Genomic DNA, 20,714 nt, shown 5'->3' with positions numbered 1-20,714 from the left:
GTGAGCACCCTACCCTCCGATTCCCCCAGCCAGTCACTCGACCAGCGACCGGCGACAAAGCCCTCTGCGCTGTTCCAGGCCATGGAGCAGCTCAACACCCAACTGACCGACGAAGCGCAGCGCCTGCTCCAGCAGGCCAAAGTGCCCTACACCCTGCCTGCCAGGTGGGTCCTCGATGGCGACCAAGGCCTGCTGAACCGCAACCGCATCAATCTCGCCGTGCGTAAAAAACTCGAGGCCCTGGAGACGGAACGTGTGCACGACGGCCGAGTACTCAAGCGCTGGATACTCGATCAACATCAGGCCGCGCTGGAAGCCGAGGCCCACCTCAAGGTGGAGGACCAACTGTTATTGCCCAGCGACCGTGACCTGGTGCTGAACATTCCCGGCAGCCCACCCTTGCGTCCCGCGATGTATGCGCTGAGTTTCAGCCACCGCGGGCGTACCATCGAGTTTGCCGGGGCGTTTGTCCTGACCGCCTTGCAGACACCCGTCACCCTACTGACGGGAGACACCAACGTCGGCAACGTGCTGCTGTTCACGCCGTCCCGTGGCCTGGAGGCCTTCGCCTCGCTCAACCTGCTGGACCGCGCCCTGCGTGAGCGCATGGACCATCCCGACTGGCGCCAGGAATTGCTGCAACACCTGCCCCGCCGCGACCAGCATCTGCGCGCAGCGGGCCTCTGGCCTTTGCAACTGAACGTCATCGACTCCATGCCCCTGGCCGAACACACCTACAACGCCCTGCAGGCCAAACAGCGCCTGGACCTCGACTTTGCCCTGGGCTTGAACGGCAACCCGCCGCCACACAGCGTGGCCCAACTCACCGCCGAAATGGACCAGGCGATCTGCTGCACGCTCTGGAACCTCGATACACGCCTGGAACTGCGTGCGCAGCAGCTGCTGGACAAGCTGCTGCACGCTGCCGCACCGGACTGGTTTCGCCGCGCCACCCACGCGCAACACCAGACTCTGGTGCGACATACGCAGGCCTACGAACAGGCGCGCGAGGACCTGGTGGCGCTGTTGGGGCCGGCGGCGTCTCCCGAGCACCTGGCGCGGGCGCAACTGCTCGAACGCCTCGATCAAGAGCTGGACATTCAGGCGCTGGAGCCCGAGCAGTTGCTGATCAGCACCGAACGGCCGTTGATGTCCGGCAACGCCTATCAACAACAGCACACCCTGACGGCACTGGCAGTGCGCGGCCTGCATGTCGGCGATACACAGCCAGGCTCAGCGTTCCTCAAGCACACCCGGCTGACCTACGCCGGCCAGCCACTGCCGCCCGAGTTCAGCGCAGTCACCCCGCAGTACCTGGCCGAACTGCTCGACACCCTGCAACCACGCTTTGACTTTGCCGACGAGCAGGCCCGCGCTCTCGGTTCCACAGTGGTCAAGCGCGCGATGCAAGACATGGTCGACACTCGGCTACAGGCGCTGGCCTACAGTGCCCTGCTGCAAAACCACATCAGCCCCACGGATTACCAGCTGTTTGAAACCCTCAAGGCAACCCCGTCCGCCACCCTGAAGGCCAGTTGCGTAGCACTGCACGAAGCGCCGCTCAAGGACCTGTGGGTGATGCGTCACCTTGACGAACAGGGCGCCACCCAACGCTTGCTGTTGTGTACACCCCAGGCACCGCGCGCCGAGCAGTTCCAGGCCTTTGGCAGCGAGCGGGAATTGCAGGCGCACATTCTGGGCTGGAGCCAGGAGGTGCCGTCGCCCACCCGGCCGGTGACGATGAAGACGTACCTGCTTGAACAACTGGTCAGCCGCATCCGCCCCACCTACAACCTCATGCTATCGACCCTGGGCTTCAGGCCGGACACCCTGGAGCATCAGATGATCATCCTCAGCCCGGCCTCCAGCTATCAGGATTGTTTGCTGGAAATGAGCGAGAACCTGCTGGCCATGCAAGCGGATGAACATCTGCACCGTACCCCGGACTGGTTGAGCCGCGCGCCGAAGATTGATCGCCAGACACTCGCCGACCTCGATGAAGACGCTGCCGGCGCGGCCCAGGCCTATAGCGCCAGCCCTGGCAGCCCGGAGCAGTTTCCGGACTTCGACAGCTACCTGTATGAAGCGGCGCACAAGGCGCTCAACGCGTTGCTGGGCAACCCCACATCGGCGGTCGACCCCAACCAAGTACAAGTCATCACGCCCCGCGAGCATGTCTCCTACACCATGCTCTACCGCAACGGTTATGACTACAGCCTTGGCTTCCTCAACCCCGCCGCCGACACCATGGCGCAGTTCAAGGGCCCCCCAGGCGTTGACCTGAGCCGGCTGAACGCGGAGGCCGTGAGCAAATCCGTCAGAGGTACCTGGATCGGGTCGCGCTACATCATGCAGGTGGAAAAAACCCTGCTGGATCCCCTGGCGCCTCACTACCCGTGGCGCCGCAACCTGGCACTGGAACTGACGCAATTGCGCATGAAAAAGGCCGCCTGGGTCAGCTGCCTGCAAGGTCATCTTGCGCGCAGCGACCTGGCCTGGCTGAGCAGGAGCATCGACAGCCTGGGGGACAGCCGTCTTGCCACGCGCGCGCTGTACCCGGTGTATCCGCTGGAGCTGTGCGGGCAGGTCATCGACGGCTGCTACCGCTTCCATCACCTGGATGACGTGCCGTTGCTGTACACCCCGCAATCACCGGACGGCATCGATTTTCGCGCGCAAAAAGAATTCAACGAGCGTCTGAAAAACGTCGGCGGCATGGCCAGCTACTACACCAAGCGCGTGGCAAGCCTTGAGCGCAGGGCATTCGAGTCAACCTTGCGCGACCTGCTGAACCGCCTGGAGCCCCAACGGCGCGGCGTTTACTCCAAACCGGTCTTCGACGTACCCCGCCCCTTCGAACCCCTGCGTGACCTGCGTTTCTACGTATACGACAAGCCGCTGCGGCACGTGCTCGACGACGTCAGGAGCACCACCACCAGCCGGCTCGAAATGATCATGGAGCTGGTTATCCTGATCGCCGAACTGACCATAGCCATCGCCACGATTCCATTTCCGGTCCTGAGCCTGGCGCTGGGTACGCTGCTGGTTTTCAAGGACGCCATGCTGGCCCTGCATGCCTACAATCGCGGCGACACCCAAGCGGCCCTGAACCACTATCTGAGTGCGCTGCTCAACGCGGGCGGCGCGGTCCTGACCGACCTTAGGCCGGTGCTGTTGTCGGCCAGCAAGCTCGCCAACAAACCCTTGCGCCATATCGCCCGCCTGCCCCGGGAGCAACAGGCGATGGCACTGATCCAACAGTTGCCGCCCGAACCAACAGCGCTGCGCGGCATGCAGCCGGTGGCGTTTGGCGGCGATGCGTTGTGGGCCGCGCAAACGCCCGACAGCCTTGGGCGGTTCCTGCTGTTTCGGTATGACGCCGTCCAGGACCAACTGCGCTCCACCGGCAAACTGGTGAGCAAAAAGGCCGACGGGCAATGGCTGCGTGCCGGGGTCACCGGCGGTACGCCCAAGTATGAAAAACTCCGCACACCCTATGAGTTATCGGAAAAACTGGGGGAGAACGTCGCCGGCGTCCTGGCGTCCGAAGACCGCACGGCGATGTTCCTCCTGGCACAAAGCCTGGACGACTCGATGAATACCCACATGATCTGGTCAATGCGGCGCGAGTTGCATCCCGCCCTCGAATCGCACCTGAATCAGGTACAGCTGTTGACCCGTGATGCCGATGATTTTTTTGCAAAACTGCCGCCCCTGGTCAAGCGGGTCGAGACCCTGGACCTGGCACAAGACATTCTCCCCGCCGACCTCCTGCGACGGCTGCTCGACGATGCGCAGAGCCTGGTGATTGGCGAAACGTATTTTTCCATCGCCAGCAAACAGCTGCTGATCGAACACATGCCGCTGCTCAAAGAGTTGCAAGTCAAGGCGATCTACATCGAGCACCTGTGGCGCGACGTGCATCATCTGCAAACCCACTCGCGGTTCTCCAAAGGCATTTCCAAACAGGCCAAAAAACATCTCAAGTCCACCGACCGAGCCCACTTCATGGACCCTGAGAGTGAGCATGGCTATTGGAAGTTGGTGGAGGCCGCAATGCAGAACGGCATCGAGATCAGGTCGCTGAATGCCTCCAGCTGCTACGACCTGGAAAACGTCCTCGGCCTGATCGACTCGCGGCCCGCTGCGACGCGTCCCGTATCGTTGATGAATTACTACTCCCACACCGTGCTCAACGCCGATATCGAAAAGGCTCCCGGTGAGCGCTGGATCGCACTGGTGGAACACAAACGCATGAGTACCTTCCGGGGCACGCCGGGTATGGCCGACCTGCAAAAAAGCATTGCGCTGCGGGTCGATGACGCCTTCGGTCAGCCCACTCGATTGGTCACCGATGTGGCCGGCGCCATTCCCGGAGACCCATTGGCCAAGGGTGACCTGAAGCTGTCGTTGCGTACCTCCGTGCAAGCACTGGAACCGCCGGCGCCGCGCCCCGGGCCGGCGGTGGAGCACAGCCATTTCAATCGCTTTGACTTGCCCGAGGAACACCTCCCACTGTTTGCCCAAGAGATCACACTGCCACTGGGCAGCAAGGAAGCGATGTTCAATACCGCCTATCCCGAACTTGCCGCCATACGCCGAAACGCACAGAGGACCTTCGAAACCACCCGCAAAAAACTGCGGGACGACGCACAGCAGTTCTTCAGCGAGCACACCCCGCCTGCCCGCGTCGCCCTGCCCGAGATCGCCGAAACCCTCGACGAAAAAGCCTTTATTGATCAGGTACTGGAGAGCGCCGACGGCCTGGTGGTGGGTGAGTCCCATGGTGCGACATCGAGCAAAGCGTTCCTGAGCAATCACATGGAGCACATGACGGGCCAACGCAACGTCAAGACGCTGTACCTGGAGCAACTCACCACCGAGCTGCATCAGGCCGACCTGGATATTGCCCACAGCACCGGGATCCTGACGAACGAGCTGAGGGCCTATCTGCGCGCACTGGACACCGGCCACGGCGTGCCCGCCAGCAGCCCTCATAACTTCTCCAGCCTGGTGCAAGTGGCCATCAAACACAAAGTACGCATCCGCGCCCTGGACTGCATCGCCAGTTTGCGGGTGGACGGGGTGCGCCCGACTCGAACCTCAATGTTCAACTACTTTGCGACGCAAGTGATCAAAGCCGATCAGTTGCGCGCCGGCCCGCACAAGTGGCTGGCGCTGGTGGGCGAGACACACCTTCACACCTACCACGGTGTGCCGGGAGTCGCCGACCTCAACAAAGGCATCAGCCTGCTGCTTGCGGATGTACCGCCCGGCTCGGGCAAGGGGTTTGCGCTGGAGCCCGCCAACATCGCGACATTGCCGCCCGAGCAGAAGTGGCCGCTGGTGCGCTATGACTTCAGGAAAACGGTCGAAGCCGGCGCAGCAGCCACCCCGCTGAGCGGCTTGCAACAACGCCTGAGGCGCCCTGGCGATTACCTGATACAGGGCGCCACGGACGACGCGAAGGAGATCGTCCACATGGACCGCAACCGCGTATTGATCCACACCCCGCTACGCCGCGACATCAAAGGGTATTACGTCAATCGCTGGCATTTCGACAACTTGCGCTTCGCCACCCAGGAACACCTGATGACCTTTATCGAAACCCACAAACAAATGCGAAAAATCGACTGACGCTCCTCGGGCGCCCCTTCCTTGGAGGGGGCGCCCTCGTCGAAAAAATGACCGTCCGTCAGCCACGATCAGTGAATCCAGCCTCCACGAAAAAACCGTTTCAGCTCTCGCCCGGGCTGCCGATACACCCGTACTAACCCATCGCTGGGCGCTCTTCCAGCACACACACGCAAATCTGTTCCTGGAGGAATTCGATGAATAGTTGGTTCGGCAATATCAGCGTCAATATGAAACTGGGCCTGGGCTTCGGCCTGGTGCTGGTGCTCACCGGAATCCTCGCACTCACCGGCTGGACCAGCCTGGGCGGCCTGATCGACCGCAGCAACTGGATGAGCGACATCACCCAGCTCAACGCGTCGCTGACCAAATTGCGGATCGTGCGCCTGCAATACATGCTGGCCAACGGTGACGAAGCCGTAGCGCAAAACGTACAGACCAACCTCGACAGTTTTGCGGCCCAGCAACAGAAGCTGCTGGACAGTTTCAAGAGCCCGGACAACCTCAAGCTGCTCAACGAGCAAAAGGCGATCATCACCGCCTACCAGCAGTCCTTGAACAAAATGCGCGAGGCTTATCGCAACGGCAACGCTTCACGCCAAGTCATGGGCGACAAGGCCGACGTCGCCAACGCGCAGATCAGCGCCCTGGACGCCAGCGTGCGCCAGATGTCCGACAGCACCGAGCGCTTCGCCCAGTTCGAGGCGGTGGCCACCGCCAAGGAACAGTTCCAGTTGGCCCGCTACGAAGTGCGCGGCTACACCGGCAACGTCAACGCCGAAACCGAAGCCCGCGCGGCGGCGCAGATCGAGAAAGCCATCGACGGTTTGAAAGGCCTGCATGCCGTATTCGGCGCCAGCCAACAGACCGCCCTCGGCTCACTGGAAACCGCCCTCGGCGCTTATCGCAGTGCGGTGCAGAACTACAAGGCGGCCAACGCCAACATCGTCTCGGCCCGGGCAGAAATGACCACCCAGGGCGCCGATATCGTCACCATCAGCGACAAGCTGTACGACATCCAGCTGCAACGCCGTGACGCCGAGAGCGCCCAGGCCCGCAGCCTGCAACTGATCAGCACGTTGCTGGCGTTGCTGGTGGGCATCGTGGCCGCCGTGATCATCACCCGCCAGATCACCCGCCCATTGCGTGAGACCCTGGCCGTGGTGGAGCGCATCGCTTCCGGCGACCTGAGCCACAACCTGCAGGTTACCCGCCGTGATGAACTGGGCGTGCTGCAACAAGGCATCCAGCGGATGGGCGTGACCCTGCGCGAACTGATCACCGGCATCCGTGACGGCGTGACCCAGATCGCCAGCGCCGCCGAAGAGTTGTCGGCCGTGACCGAACAGACCAGCGCCGGGGTCAACAGCCAGAAGATCGAGACCGATCAAGTGGCCACCGCCATGCACGAAATGACGGCCACCGTGCAGGAAGTCGCACGCAACGCCGAACAAGCTTCCCAGGCCGCCTCGGCTGCCGACGGTGAAGCCCGTGCCGGTGACAAGGTGGTGGCCGAAGCCATCGCCCAGATCGAACGTCTGGCTGCCGAAGTGGCGCGCTCCACCGACGCCATGACGCACCTGCAACAAGAGAGCAACAAGATCGGCAGCGTGATGGACGTGATCAAGGCCGTGGCCGAGCAGACCAACCTGCTGGCACTCAACGCCGCCATCGAAGCCGCCCGTGCCGGTGAAGCCGGTCGCGGTTTTGCGGTGGTTGCCGATGAAGTCCGGGGCCTGGCCCAGCGCACCCAGAAATCCACCGAAGAAATCGAAGGCCTGGTGGCCGGTTTGCAAAACGGCACCCAGCAAGTGGCCGCCGTGATGAACAACAGCCGCAGCCTCACCGACAGCAGCGTCGAACTGACCCGCAAGGCCGGTGTATCACTGGAAAACATCACCCGTACGGTGTCGAACATCCAGTCGATGAACCAGCAGATTGCCGCCGCCGCCGAACAACAGAGTGCCGTGGCCGAAGAGATCAGCCGCAGCATTGTGAACGTGCGGGACGTGTCGGAACAGACGGCGGCGGCCAGTGACGAGACGGCCAAGTCGAGTGTGGAACTGGCGCGCCTGGGCGGGCAATTGCAGCAGATGGTCAGCCATTTCCGGGTGTAAACACACCTTCAACGCAAGCACCTTCAAACTGTGGCGAGGGAGCTTGTTCCCGTTGGGCCGCGAAGCGGCCCCAGTCCAAACAACTGAGACCGTTCAGGTAAACCCGGCGCCTGGTTTTGGGGCTGCTGCGCAGCCCAACGGGAGCAAGCTCCCTCGCCACATTAGAACGGGTTCAAACCGCTACTTCTTCAACAAACACCAACCGGTTCCCCGACGGGTCGCTGATGCTCATTTCGCGACTGCCCCACGGCGTGTCTTCAATCCCGGGCTTGGCGTTGCGGTAGTTTTTGGCCAGCAACTGCTGCTGGTACGCCTCCAGGCCCTGGGCTTGAATCCGCACCGCCGCGCCTGGCGTGCAATCGCCATGGTGCTCGGACAGGTGCAGCACGCATTCCCCCAGCGACACCTGCAGGTACAGCGGGAAATTGTCTTCAAACCGGTGCTGCCAATCGACCTTGAACCCCAGGAAGTCGACGTAGAACTCCAGCGTCCTGGCCTCGTCGAAACTGCGCAGAATGGGGGTGACTTTTCCTAAGTGCATGGCGATTGCTCCGTGTTTGAGTGCGGCCACTATAAAGCCGCGAACCCTTTACGCAAATCCCCGCTGCGCGCCAGGAATCGTCCGGGCCGCTGGCCGTTGGGCTGGCCGTCGCTGTAGCTCAACACGCCGTTGACCCACACCTCGTCAATCCCTTCCGCCGCGCGCTGGGGCGCCTTGAAGTCCGCCACATCCCGCACCCGCAACGGGTCGAACAACACCAGGTCCGCCCAGTGCCCTTCGCGAATTTCGCCGCGCTCGGCCAAGCCAAAGCGCGCCGCCGACAAGCCAGTCATCTTGTGCACCGCGGTGTGCAGCGGGAACAAACCAAGGTCCCGGCTGAAATGCCCCAGCACCCGCGGAAACGCGCCCCACAACCGTGGATGAGGGAACGGATCTTCCGGCAAACCATCCGAACCGATCATCGACAGCGGATGCGCCAGGATGCGCTGCACATCGGTCTCATCCATCCCGTAATACACCGCGCCGGCAGGTTGCAGGCGACGGGCCGCGTCCATCAGCGGCACTGCCCACTCGGCGGCAATGTCTTGCAGGTCCCGTCCGCCCATTTCCGGGTGCGGCGTCGACCAGGTGATGGTGATACGGAACGCATCGGTGACTTGCTTGAGGTCCAGGGTCGAAGAGCTGGCCGCATAGGGATAGCAATCGCAGCCCACCGGATGAGTCTTCGCTGCGTGTTCCAGTGAAGCCAACAATTGCGGGCTACGCCCCCAGTTACCGGCGCCCGCGCACTTGAGGTGGGAAATAATCACCGGTGCCCTGGCGTGACGACCAATCTGAAACGCCTCGTCCATGGCCTCCAGCACTGGCTCGAATTCGCTGCGCAAATGGGTGGTGTACACCGCGCCGAACGCCGTGAGCTCTTCACTCAGTTGCAGCACTTCATCGGTCTCGGCGTTGAACGCGCTGGCGTACGCAAGGCCGGTGGACAACCCCAGGGCACCGTCCGCAAGACTCTCCTGCAACTGCACGCGCATGGCGGCGATTTCGCCGGGCGTGGCGGTGCGGTGCAGGTCGTCCATATGGTTGCTGCGCAGCGCCGTGTGGCCGATCAGCGCCGCCACGTTCACCGCCGGGTGGGCGTTTTCCACCGCCGCTCGGTAATCGGCAAAACGCGGATAGGCGAAGGCCTCACGCTTGCCCAACAGGTTCATCGGGTCCGGCGGATCGGCCCGCAGGCTCACCGGCGACGCGCTGATGCCGCAGTTGCCGACGATCACCGTGGTCACGCCCTGGCTGAGCTTGGGCAGCATCTGCGGGTGACGAATCACCACCGTGTCATCGTGGGTGTGCACGTCGATAAACCCCGGCGCCAGCACGCGCCCGGTGGCGTCGATTTCATGCTCGGCGCTGTCCAGGGACAGGTCGCCGATTTTCTCGATACGCCCTTCGCGCAACGCCACATCGGCGACATAGCCGGGGGTGTTGCTGCCATCAATGATCAAAGCCTGGCGGATCAGCGTGTGGTACTTCATCTCAATCTCCAAGCGGCAGGCTGTCGGGGCCGCCGCGATAATCGTCCAGGGCCAGCTTGATCCGTCGCAGGCGTTCCTGGTTGTCGTCCGGCATGGCCAGGGCCAGCTCGGTGGCGAGCACGTCGATGGCCAACAGCATTCCGTAGCGCGCCGCCGTTGGCTTGTAGATAAAACTGGTTTCCGCCGGTTGCAGCGGTAGCAACACATCGGCCAACTGCGCCAGCGGGGAGTCCGGCAGGGTGATGGCGATGATTTTTGCGCCGTAGTTGCGCGCCAGTGCTACCACGCCCAACACCTCCGGGGTGATGCCGGTCAGCGAGCAGACGATCAGCGCATGCTCCGGGCCCAAGGTGGCGGCCGTCACGCGCATCATCACCGGGTCGTGGCAGGCGGCGATCGAGTAGCCCAGGCGCACCAGGCGCACTTGCAACTCGTCGCTGCACAGGCTCGACGGCCCGCCCATCCCGAACGCGTGGATCATCCGCGCATGGCCCAGCAGGCTCACGGCGTCGACAAAACTGCGCTGGTTGAAACCGGACAAGTGCCGGCGCAACGTCGCCTCGATATCGCTGAGAATCTGCCGGTGAAACGCCGACTGCTCGGGCAGGCCCGCCGGGTCAAGAAAACGGCTGCCGACGCCGCTGGCCTGGGCCAGTTGCAGGCGCAGGTCACGCAGGTCGCGGCACCCGACGCTGCGGGCGAAACGCGACAAGGTCGCGGTGCTGACCTCGGCCCGCTGGGACAATTCTTCCAGGCTGGCGGACGCTGCAAAGCCGACATCATCCAGCATCAGCTTGGCGATACGCCCTTCGCCAGCGCTGAAGGAATCCTGGCGGGCGCGGATCTGGTAGAGGATGTCCATCGGTTCGGCTCCGGGTTACAAGATGCAGGACAGGCCATAAGTCAGACCGAAGGCGACCACCGAAATAAGGGTCTCCAGCACGGTCCAGGTCTTGAAGGTCTGGATCACCGTCATATTGAAGTATTCCTTGATCAGCCAGAAGCCGCCGTCGTTCACGTGGGAAAAGATGACCGACCCCGCGCCGGTGGCCAGCACCAGCAATTCCGGATGGGGATAACCCAGGCCCATCGCCACCGGCGCAACCACACCCGACGCAGTGGTCATGGCCACCGTAGCCGAGCCGGTGGCGATGCGCATCAACGCGGCGAACAGCCAACCCATCACCAGCGGCGACAAGTTGAAGGCATGCGCCAGGCCAAGGATTTCATTGGTGACGCCAGCGTCCACCAAAATCCGGTTCAAGCCGCCGCCCGCGCCCACCAGCAAGGTGATGCTGGCCGTCGGTGCCAGGCATTCGTTGGTGAACTTGAGGATCGATTCGCGGTTGAAGCCCTGGGCCAGGCCCAGGGTCCAGAAGCTCACCAAGGTGGCCACCAGCAGCGCGATCACCGAGTTGCCGATAAACAACAGGAACTGGTTGAACGCGGTGCCCGGCGTGGAAATCAGGTTGGCCCAGCCGCCGATCATCATCAGCACCACCGGCAACAGGATGGTGCCCATGGTCAGGGCGAAACTCGGCAAACGGGTGCGCGGTTCGCGGTCGATGAACTGACGTTCCAGCGGGTTTTCCGCCGGCAGGTGAATGTGCGGCACGATGAACCTGGCGTATAGGGGGCCGGCAATGATCGCCGTCGGGATACCCACCAGAATCGCATACAGCACGGTTTGCCCGACCGACGCGTTATAGGCCAGCACCGCCATCATGGCCGCCGGATGGGGCGGCACCAGCGCATGCACCACCGACAAGCCCGCCACCATCGGCAAACCGACCATCAGGATCGACACACCCACTCGCCGTGCCACGGTAAAGGCGATCGGCACCAGCAACACAAAACCGACCTCGAAAAACAGCGGCAGCCCCACCAGGAAGGCAATGCACACCATTGCCCAGTGGGCATTACGCTCGCCGAAGCGGTTGATCAGCGTGCGCGCCACCTGCTCGGCGCCGCCGGATTCGGCCATCATCTTGCCGAGCATCGTCCCCAGCGCGACCACCAGCGCAATATGCCCCAGCGTCTTGCCGACGCCCGCCTCGTAGGAGCCCATGATCGTGTCCGCCGGCATCCCGGCCAACAGGGCCAGGCCGATGGACACCAGGGTGATGACGATAAACGGGTTGAGCCGGTAACGCGCGATCAATACGATCAATGCAATGATGGCGATGGCGGCGTAGATCAACAGCCAATACCCCGGTGATGCGGCCATGCGGTACTCCTCGGAAAGGGTCACGTCGAATAGGTTGTGAAAGTCATAAATCATTACCGAGGTGGATTTTCAATTTTTATGAAAGTAATTTTCGCCCACGGATAAGCCCTGTCGCGCAGGGATATGCCCAGGGTCAGTGGATGAAAATTCGGGGGGCGTTCTTACATGAAGATTGCCGGGGCTGGAAACTCAACTGCGCAGGCCGAGTCTTAGACTGCACACCGACTCATGACCAGGAAAACCCAGAATGAATCGTCAACACCTGCTTGTTCCCTTCGCCGCCGGCGCACTGCTGCTGGCCCTGTGCGGCCCGGCCTCGGCCGACGAGAACCCGGCGCTGAAAAAATGCATGGACGGCGCCAACACCACCGCCGACATGGTCGATTGCAATGCCAGGGAAACCAAGGTTCAGGACGCGCGCCTGAACACCGCCTACAAAACCGCGATGACGGCGATGGAAGGCAACCGCAAGCAGCAATTGCAGGATGTGCAGCGCCAGTGGATCAAGTTTCGCGATGCCAATTGCGGCTTCATCGGCTCGGCAACCGGCGGCACCATCGATCAGGTCAACGGCTCCGGCTGCGTGCTGGACATGACCCAGACCCGCGCCCAGGAATTGGAAAACCTGGTCGGGCCGTGAGACTAGTCGTGCTGTACCCGGGCGCGCTTGAGCAGTTTGCGGCAGCGTTCGGACAGGTGCAGCACCCGCAGATGCTTGCCGGCCTTGGTGTAGCGCTCCCGCAGGGTCATCAAGGCGGCAATCGCTGAATAGTCGACAAAGCTCAAGTGACGGCAATCCAGCGTCACCTGGGCCGGGTCGTTGGCCGGGTCGAACCGGTTGAGAAACGGCGTGGTCGAGGCAAAGAACAGCGTGCCGTGCACCCGATAGAGTTTGCTGCCGTCCGGCTCCATATGCTCATCGGCATACAGCTCACGCGCTTGCTGCCAGGCGAAGTTCAGCGCCGCAATCACAATCCCGCAGAGCACCGCCGTCGCCAGGTCGGTGAACACGGTAATCACCGTCACCGCCATGATCACCAGCACGTCGTTGAGCGGCACCTTGTTGATCACCCGCAACGAAGCCCAGGCAAACGTCTGCTGGGACACCACGAACATCACCCCCACCAGCGCCGCCAGCGGAATACGCTCGATCAGCGGTGACAGAAACAGAATGAACAACAGGATCATCACCCCGGCAAATACCCCGGAGAAGCGCCCGCGCCCGCCGGAGCTGAGGTTGATCACGGTTTGCCCGATCATCGCGCAGCCGCCCATGCCGCCGAATAATCCGGAGACCATATTCGCCGCGCCCAGGGCCACGCTTTCGCGGTCCGGATAGCCACGGGTTTCGGTGATTTCGTCGGTGAGGTTGAGGGTCAGCAGGGTTTCCAGCAGGCCGACCATGGCCATCAGGATCGCGTAGGGCGCGATGATGTGCAGGGTTTCGAGGGTCCAGGGAATCTGCGGCAGCGCGAAGGTCGGCAGGCCGCCGGCGATGTGGGCCATGTCGCCCAGGGTGCGGGTCGGCAGGCCGAGCAGATACACCGCCAGGCCCACGCCGAGGATCGCCACCAGGGCCGGCGGCACGGCGCGGGTCAGACGCGGCAGCAGGTAGACGATGGCCATGGTTGCCGCGACCAGCCCGGTCATCACGTACAGCGGCGTGCCGCTGAGCCAGGAGTCACCGCTCTTGAAGTGCTCCAGCTGCGCCAGGGCAATGATGATCGCCAGGCCGTTAACGAACCCGAGCATTACCGAGTGCGGCACCATGCGCACCAGCTTGCCCAGGCGCAACAGGCCGAAGGCGACCATGATCAACCCACCCAGCAACACCGTGGCCAGCAAGTACTGCACGCCGTGCTGCACCACCAGTGCGACGATCACCACCGCCATCGAGCCGGCGGCACCGGAGACCATGCCCGGCCGGCCGCCGAACAACGCGGTGAGGGTGCAGATGATGAACGCGCCGTAGAGGCCCATCAGCGGGTTGAGGTGGGCGACCAGGGCGAAGGCGATGCATTCGGGCAGCAAGGCGAAAGACGTGGTGAGTCCGGCCAGGGTGTCGGCGCGCAGACGGGTGAGGTTCATTGAAGTACCGGGGAGTCGCGGGGATAAGGCTGGGGATGGTACGGAATTGGGCGAGGTGGGGCTAGTGCGGTGTCATGACAAGTAGACCGGGTTGCCTTCATCGCAGGCAAGCCAGCTCCCACATTTGAGGGCGTTAACACATCAAAATGTGGGAGCCGGGCTTGCCCGCGATGGGCTCAACTCGGTTTCAAGCGAACATCACACCATCTCGTTGCGAATCCACTCGACTACAGAGGTCCGCTTCGGCGCCCACCCGAGCAATTCCCGCGCATGCTTGCCACGCACCCGGCTGTTGGAGCCCAAGCCATAGTTGGCCATTTCATAGCCCCACTCGGCCTCGGCATCCGCCAATGGCCAATCCTGTGGCTTGCCCAGTTTCAGCGCTTCGGCAATCGCAGTGGTCATGTCGACAAACGCCGCTTCGCCACTCTCCACAAAGTAGAACGTACCCGGCACATTCTTTTCCAGCGCCAGCAGGTACAGCGCCACCACGTCTTCGATGTGCACGTTGGACCAGATGTTCTGGCCAGTGCCCACATGACGCACTACACCGCTCTTGCGCGCCTGCTTGAGCAAGCGCGGCAATTGCACGCTGTCGCGCTTCACGCCCAGGCTGTGGCCGTAGATCAGGGTGTTGCAGATCACCGCCGAGTTCACGCCGTCTTGGGCGGCAGCCAGGATCAGATTGTCGATGGCCACGCGGGCGGCCTTGTCGACGGTCGGCTCCGGCAGGTTGTCTTCGAAGTAGATGACGTCGCTCGACTTACCGCCGGACGCATCACCGACAATGCTCGAACCGCTGGTGTGCAGGAACGGCTTGTTGGAACCGCGCAAGGCGGCAAGCAAGGTTTCCACAGCACCGCGATGGTCGCTGCTGGCGGCGTTGATGACCGCGTCAGCCTTCTTCACTTGCTCGGTCAGCAGCGCGCTGTCATCCAGCGTGCCGGTCACCGGCGTGATGCCCAATGCAGTCATTTCGGCAGCTTGCTCGGCGCTGCGCACCAACCCGGTGACGTTATGGCCGGCCTTGACCAGGCCCGTGGCGATGGAGCCGCCGATAAAACCGGCAGCGCCGGTAATGAATACGTTCATGGAGGTGTCTCCCTGCGTGAGTAATTGATGGCGTCAGTATTGCGGACCTATCCATGAGGAATAAGTCCGTATTGCCCAATTCAATCTTGCGCAGGGGTCACGAATCAGCTGGCGTAGCTGGCCAGCTTGCCCTGGATAAAGTCCAGGAAGCACTGGATGCGCAAGGCCAATTGCGAGTTGCGGTAGTACACGGCGTTGATCGGCTGGCGATAGCCGCTGTTGAACTCGGCCAGCACCGGTATCAGGTGCCCGGTCTTGATGTCCTGGGCGGTCATGAAGTCCGACAAACAGGTGATGCCCTGCCCTTCCAGCGCCAGCTGGCGCAAGGTTTCGCCGCTGGAGGCGGCGACGCCCGGCTGGATTTGCCAGCGATCCCCATGCACATGGCGCAATGGCCAGTGGTTGAGGGTTTCGGTCTGGGTGAAGCCGAGCAAGGTGTGTTCGGCCAGTTCGGCAACAGTGCCGGGGGTGCCGTGCTGTTCCAGGTAAGCCGGGCTGGCGAGGATATGCAGCGGGCTGCAACCCAGTGAGCGGGCGTGCAGGGTCGAGTCGGCCAGGGCACCGATGCGAATCGCGATGTCGGTGCTCTGCTCCAGCAGGTCGATGATCAGGTCGTTGCTGTTCAGCTCCAGCTGGATATCCGGGTACAGGCCACGAAACTCGGCGATGTACGGCACGATCGCGTGCAGCATGAACGGCGACGCCGCGTTGATCCGCAGGCGCCCCGACGGGGTTTGCTGGCGCGACGACAGGCGCTCTTCGAGGTCGTCCATCTGTTCGAGGATCACCTTGGCCCGCTCGAAGAAATACTTGCCCTCTTCGGTCAGGTCCATGCGCCGGGTGGTGCGGTTGATCAAGGTGGTTTCGAGCTTGGCTTCCAGGCGCGACAAGGTGCGGCTGACCGCCGAAGGCGTCTGCCCGACCTGTTCGGCGGCGGCGGAAATCGACCCGCATTCAATCACGCAGACGAAGATCTGTAGCTCATCGGATCGGGCTTTCAACGTGAATCCTCTTTATAGCGGCTGCACGGATACTAGCCGCATTACAGACTCAGGTTAAACACCTGCGCCAGATGCTGCTCATAACGCGCCACGTCGGCTTCGATGGCCGGGCGCTTCATCACGTCCACGCACAGGAAGGTCGGCAGGCCGGTCATGCCGAGGAATTCGTTGGCCTTGTGGAACGGGAAATACACCGCGTCCACGCCCTTGGCTTCGAAGAAGTCGGTAGGGTCGTCGAAGGCTTGCTGCGGGGCGTTCCAGGTCAGGGACAACATGTATTGCTTGCCCTGGATCAGGCCGCCGCTGCCGTATTTCTGCGAAGAGTCGGAGCGGGTGCGGCCGTCGCTGGCATAGAGGCTGCCGTGGCCTTCGGTGAAGACTTCGTCGATGTACTTTTTGACGATCCACGGGGCGCCCATCCACCAGCCGGGCATCTGGTAAATGATCACGTCGGCCCAGAGGAACTTGGCGACTTCTTCGGCCACGTCGTAGCCGGCGTCGATGTGGGTTTCCTTGACGTCGACGCCGCCACGGTCCAGCACGGCCAGGGCGGCTTCATGCAGGGTGCTGTTGTAGCGACCGTCGGAGTGGGCGAACTTCTTGCCGCCGTTGAGCAGGAGAATTTTCTTCATGGGAGTGCCTAAAGATTAAAAATGTCTGAAGGCAGGGTAACGAGGCCGGGGCTTTGGAATAAGCGCCGGGCAGGCAAAATACATTTGACCGTAAAGCACGAATCTACAATGCATTCTTAACCACTGATCAGCAGATGCCCCCCCAACGCGGCCATGCCGATAAAAAATACGCGCTTGAACAACACCGCACTGATGCGCTGGCGCAGGGCCTGGCCCAGCCACATGCCGAGCAGCGCGGGGACCAGCGCCAGTAGCGAGGCATTCAACTCGCCGCCGCCCAGGCTACCGCGCCAGAAGAGCCCGGCCGCCAGCGCCAGGGTCGATACGGTGAACGACAGCCCCAGCGCCTGCACCAGTTGGTCGCGGTTCAAGCCCAACGCTTGCAGATACGGTACCGCCGGGATCACAAACACCCCGGTGGCCGAGGTGATGACTCCGGTCAGCACCCCGCACAGCGGCCCCAGCCAGCGCTCGGTGGTCGGGCTCACGTTGAACGTCGGCAGCAACAGCCCGCTCAAGGCATACACCAGCAACGCCCCGCCCAACGCCCGCACCACCCAATGCCCGCCGTCCATGCCGAGCCACAACGAGCCCAGCCCGGTGCCGAGGAAAATCAGCAGGAGCATCGGCCACAGGCGTTTGATCAAAGCGCTCAGGTGGCCGCCGAACGCCAGTTGCCAGAGGTTAGTGATCGTCGACGGAATGATCAGTAGCGCGGCAGCCTGCGCCGGCAACATAGCCAGGCCGAGCATGCCAATGGCGACGGTGGGCAGGCCCAGGCCGATCACGCCCTTGACCGTGCCGGCCAGCATAAACGTGCCGATCACCAGTAATGTCAGAGCCGGACCGAGGTTTTGGTAGAACGCGAGAAAAGTATTCATGGGTTGATTTTGCGGGCTTGGCGTGGGATTTGAAATTCGCCATATACTGAGCTTGCCTCTTGTTTTGTTTGAGGCTGATGGCCCCATCGCAGGCAAGCCAGCTCCCACAGTGATCGCATTCCAAAGTGGGAGCGGGCTTGCCCGCGATGAGGCCGGCACAGCCACCCTGGAAACTCGCCATGCACTTTGACCTGATCGACCTGCGCCTGTACCTGCACATCCTCGACACCGGCAATATCACCGCCGGCGCCGGCCGCAGCCATTTGTCCCTGGCAGCCGCCAGCGCGCGGATCCGGGCGATGGAAGCTTCACTGGGCATCGAGTTCCTGGAGCGTGGCCGCCGAGGCGTCACCCCGACTCCGGCAGGCAAAGCCCTGGCCCGTCACGCCCGCCTGCTGTTGCAGCAAGCCGAGCACCTGCAGCAAGACCTCGCGGAATACGCCAACGGCGTCAAAGGCCAGGTGCGCCTGCTGTGCAACACCACCGCCCTGAGCGAATACCTGCCGGAACTGCTGGCGGATTTTCTGCACGAGCACGCCAACCTCGACATCGACCTGCAGGAACTGCCGAGCCTGCGCATCACCCACGCCTTGCGCCAGGGCACCGCAGACCTCGGGATTATTTCCGATGCGGTGGACACCCACGGCCTGCAAACCCTGCCCTTTCGCGACGACCCGCTGGTACTGATCAGGCCGCTGGATCATCCCTTGGCCGAACGCACCGTGAGTTTTATCGACAGCTTGCAGCACGACTACGTGGGCCTGGCCGCCGGCAGCGCGCTGGCGGTGTACCTGGAAGAACAGGCGCTGCACGCCGGCTTTCGCTTGCAGACACGCATCCGCGCGGACAGCTTTGACGGGTTGATTCGCATGGTCGCCCGGGGCGCCGGGCTGGGGATCGTGCCCCAGGCGGCGCTGGAACGCTGGCCGTTGGAGCGGCGCTTCAAGGCCCAACCCCTGACCGAGGATTGGGCCTGTCGCAAACTGCTGTTATGCGCCCGCGAGTTCGAGCAATTGCCTGGTTATGCCAAAGCCTTGTTCGATGCCTTGGCCGCGCCCTTGCGGAAGAATACGTAGTACACCAGCGACAGAATCAGCAGGAACGGCACCCCGAACACCAGCGTCATCTTGAACGCGTCGGTGAAGAACGTGGTGATCATCACCGCCCCCATCAACACCAGGCCCAGCAGGGTGCTGTAGGGAAACAGCGCCAGTTGAAACGACAACTTCGCCCCGCCATGACGCTGGCGGTAGCGGCGGAAAAACAGGTGCGTGAGGAAGATCATGAACCAGGTGAAGATCGCGCCAAACATCGAGATCGCCATCATCAGGGTGAACGAGCTTTCCGGGTACACCACGTTCAGCAGCGTCGCCAGGGCGATGCCCGAACTGGACAGCAGCAAGGCGTTCAACGGGATCCCGCTCTTGCTCAAGGCGCCCATGGACTTGGGCGCAAAACCGGCGCGGGACAGGCTGAACATCATGCGGGTGGTGATGTAGAGCTGGCTGTTCATCGCCGACAAGGCGGCGATCAGGATCACGAAGTTCATCACCCCAGTGGCGCCAGGAATGCCGATGGTCTGCATCACTGTGACGAACGGGCTCTGGGCATGCCCGGCCTGGTTCCACGGCACGATGGCCAACATCAGCGCCAGGGTCAGCAGGTAGAACACCACCAGCCGCACGATGGTCGCGCGGAAGGCTTTCTTCACCGCCTGCTCCGGGTCGGCGGCTTCACCGGCGGCCACCGCGATCATTTCCACGCTCAGGTAGCTGAAGATCGAGACAATCACCGCGATCCACATGCCGCTCAACCCGTTCGGGAAAAAGCCGCCATGGGCGGTGTAATGCTGCACGCCGTAATCCGGGTTACCGGAGCCGAACACCACATACACCGCGAGGATGATGAAGCCGACGATGGCGCTGATCTTGATCGTGGAGAACCAGTACTCGAAGTTGCCGAAGGTCTTGACGCTGATAGCGTTGAGCACGATCAGCACGCTGGAAAACGACACGATCCACACCCACTCCGGCACGTTGGCGAACCAGTACTTCATGTACATCGCCACCGCCGTGACCTCGGCGCCCACCGCCAGCACAATCGCCGCCCAGTACGCATACCGCACCAGGAAGCCCGCCAGCGGGCTGACGTAAAACTCGGCATAGGCGCCGAACGAGCCCGAGGTGGAATGCGCCACGGTCATCTCCGCCAGGCAGCCCATCAACAGCAAGGTGATCAGCGCGCCAATGGCATAGCTGACCAGCACGCTGGGCCCGGCATAACCGATGGCGTAGGCGCTGCCCATGAACAGCCCGGTGCCGATGGCGCCACCGATGGCGATCATGCTCATCTGGCCGGAAGTGAGCTGGCGCCTGAGGCCCAACTCGCGATTGGTAATTTCGGCAAAGCCTTGGTCTGGCGTGGTCACGTGGCGTGCCCCTTTATTATTGTGATTGCACACGATGTTGATGCCCCTTGTAGGAGTCCGGCTTGCCGGCGATGTGGCGTCGGTACGCCGACTCGCCGCGACGACCGGCGTCCGTACCACGGTTTCGGTTGGTTTGGTTAGTTCGTAGGTAACGTACGTACGTAGGTCGGAACCGTTAGGTAACTTAGTACGGCCGGTGGTCCCGTACGGTTTCGTTCGGTTCGGTAGGTAAGTTACGTACCGTAACGGAACGTTTACCTAACCCGGTCCGTCCCGTACCGGAACCCGTTACCCAACGGTTCGGAAAAGGTCCGTTAAGGGTTGGTTTAACGTAAACCGGGACCGGTTAAAAACCCCCCGGGTAAAAACCCCGGGAACCCGGAACCTTAGGAACTTACCCGGTCCGGGGCCGTTCCCGGTACCCCGGGAGTAAAACTTTAACTACCCCGAAAACCTAACCTTTCCGGTAAGGGAAACCTTCCGGTACCCCGAAAACCGGGGGGTACCGAAAACCCAACCCAAACGGGGGGGAAACGGGTTTTAAAACGGGGGTGGTCGACGCCGTGTGCTTTTTTTTTTC

14 protein-coding genes and 1 pseudogene are annotated in these 20,714 nt (G+C 62.4%); 5 read left to right on the top strand and 10 right to left on the bottom strand.

Annotation, left to right across the window (positions count from 1 at the left end; all coding sequences use genetic code 11):
* The 3 genes and pseudogenes from MUM_RS0122245 (at position 1) to MUM_RS1000000135095 (ending at position 7,751) form a co-directional block, all read left to right on the top strand.
* On the top strand, positions 1-5,637 hold the full coding sequence (locus MUM_RS0122245; RefSeq protein WP_141629536.1) for a membrane-targeted effector domain-containing toxin: 5,637 nt from the start codon (positions 1-3) through the stop codon (positions 5,635-5,637).
* A 194-nt stretch (positions 5,638-5,831) separates the two neighbouring features.
* Positions 5,832-6,893, top strand: a pseudogene (locus tag MUM_RS1000000135100) (methyl-accepting chemotaxis protein); the annotation flags it as partial.
* Positions 6,888-7,751 (top strand): methyl-accepting chemotaxis protein, encoded by an 864-nt coding sequence (locus MUM_RS1000000135095; protein ID WP_442962335.1) that lies wholly within the window; start codon positions 6,888-6,890, stop codon positions 7,749-7,751. The pseudogene MUM_RS1000000135100 and the gene MUM_RS1000000135095, both read left to right, overlap by 6 nt.
* Positions 7,752-7,923: 172 nt before the next feature.
* Here MUM_RS1000000135095 and MUM_RS0122235 read toward each other — a convergent pair whose 3' ends face one another.
* Genes MUM_RS0122235 through MUM_RS0122220 form a run of 4 tightly spaced genes read right to left on the bottom strand, consistent with a single transcriptional unit; the run spans position 7,924 to position 12,066 of the window.
* Positions 7,924-8,292 carry a glyoxalase superfamily protein gene (locus tag MUM_RS0122235; RefSeq protein WP_010174227.1) on the bottom strand — a complete coding sequence of 123 codons (369 nt, stop codon included), beginning with the start codon at positions 8,290-8,292 and terminating at the stop codon, positions 7,924-7,926.
* Positions 8,293-8,321: 29 nt separating this feature from the next.
* Positions 8,322-9,785, bottom strand: coding sequence for an N-acyl-D-amino-acid deacylase family protein (locus MUM_RS0122230; RefSeq protein ID WP_010174225.1), 1,464 nt, complete (start codon positions 9,783-9,785; stop codon positions 8,322-8,324).
* Between the two features lies 1 nt (position 9,786).
* Positions 9,787-10,647, bottom strand: coding sequence for a MurR/RpiR family transcriptional regulator (locus MUM_RS0122225; RefSeq protein WP_010174223.1), 861 nt, complete (start codon positions 10,645-10,647; stop codon positions 9,787-9,789).
* A gap of 15 nt (positions 10,648-10,662) precedes the next feature.
* Entirely contained in the window at positions 10,663-12,066 is a 1,404-nt protein-coding gene (locus tag MUM_RS0122220; RefSeq protein ID WP_029616051.1) for a GntT/GntP/DsdX family permease, read from the bottom strand.
* A gap of 193 nt (positions 12,067-12,259) precedes the next feature.
* Between MUM_RS0122220 and MUM_RS0122215 the strand changes: the two genes are divergently transcribed.
* Positions 12,260-12,652, top strand: a complete 393-nt coding sequence (locus MUM_RS0122215; protein WP_010174219.1) for a lysozyme inhibitor LprI family protein — start codon at positions 12,260-12,262, stop codon at positions 12,650-12,652.
* 2 nt (positions 12,653-12,654) lie between these two features.
* Here the strand turns inward: MUM_RS0122215 and MUM_RS0122210 are convergent, their stop codons facing one another.
* The 5 genes from MUM_RS0122210 to MUM_RS0122190 all read right to left on the bottom strand — a co-directional run bounded on the left by MUM_RS0122210 (position 12,655) and on the right by MUM_RS0122190 (position 17,706).
* Positions 12,655-14,100 (bottom strand): SulP family inorganic anion transporter, encoded by a 1,446-nt coding sequence (locus MUM_RS0122210; protein WP_010174217.1) that lies wholly within the window; start codon positions 14,098-14,100, stop codon positions 12,655-12,657.
* A 198-nt stretch (positions 14,101-14,298) separates the two neighbouring features.
* Positions 14,299-15,192 carry an NAD-dependent epimerase/dehydratase family protein gene (locus tag MUM_RS0122205; RefSeq protein ID WP_010174214.1) on the bottom strand — a complete coding sequence of 298 codons (894 nt, stop codon included), beginning with the start codon at positions 15,190-15,192 and terminating at the stop codon, positions 14,299-14,301.
* Positions 15,193-15,296: 104 nt separating this feature from the next.
* Positions 15,297-16,193, bottom strand: a complete 897-nt coding sequence (locus tag MUM_RS0122200) for a LysR family transcriptional regulator (protein ID WP_010174212.1) — start codon at positions 16,191-16,193, stop codon at positions 15,297-15,299.
* Between the two features lie 41 nt (positions 16,194-16,234).
* Positions 16,235-16,825, bottom strand: coding sequence for an NAD(P)H-dependent oxidoreductase (locus MUM_RS0122195; protein WP_010174210.1), 591 nt, complete (start codon positions 16,823-16,825; stop codon positions 16,235-16,237).
* Positions 16,826-16,941: 116 nt separating this feature from the next.
* Complete coding sequence (locus MUM_RS0122190; RefSeq protein WP_010174208.1) at positions 16,942-17,706, bottom strand: sulfite exporter TauE/SafE family protein; 765 nt, start codon at positions 17,704-17,706, stop codon at positions 16,942-16,944.
* Positions 17,707-17,885: 179 nt separating this feature from the next.
* Between MUM_RS0122190 and MUM_RS0122185 the strand changes: the two genes are divergently transcribed.
* Positions 17,886-18,782 carry a LysR family transcriptional regulator gene (locus MUM_RS0122185; RefSeq protein ID WP_010174206.1) on the top strand — a complete coding sequence of 299 codons (897 nt, stop codon included), beginning with the start codon at positions 17,886-17,888 and terminating at the stop codon, positions 18,780-18,782.
* Here MUM_RS0122185 and MUM_RS0122180 read toward each other — a convergent pair.
* Positions 18,728-20,134 carry an amino acid permease gene (locus tag MUM_RS0122180; RefSeq protein WP_010174204.1) on the bottom strand — a complete coding sequence of 469 codons (1,407 nt, stop codon included), beginning with the start codon at positions 20,132-20,134 and terminating at the stop codon, positions 18,728-18,730. The genes MUM_RS0122185 and MUM_RS0122180 overlap by 55 nt on opposite strands.
* Between the last annotated feature and the right edge of the window lie 580 nt (positions 20,135-20,714).

The sequence above is a fragment of the Pseudomonas sp. PAMC 25886 genome (assembly GCF_000242655.1).
Lineage (GTDB): Bacteria > Pseudomonadota > Gammaproteobacteria > Pseudomonadales > Pseudomonadaceae > Aquipseudomonas.
The sequence above is the reverse complement of the archived record's forward strand: the minus strand, read 5'-3'. Positions and strand labels throughout refer to the sequence as shown.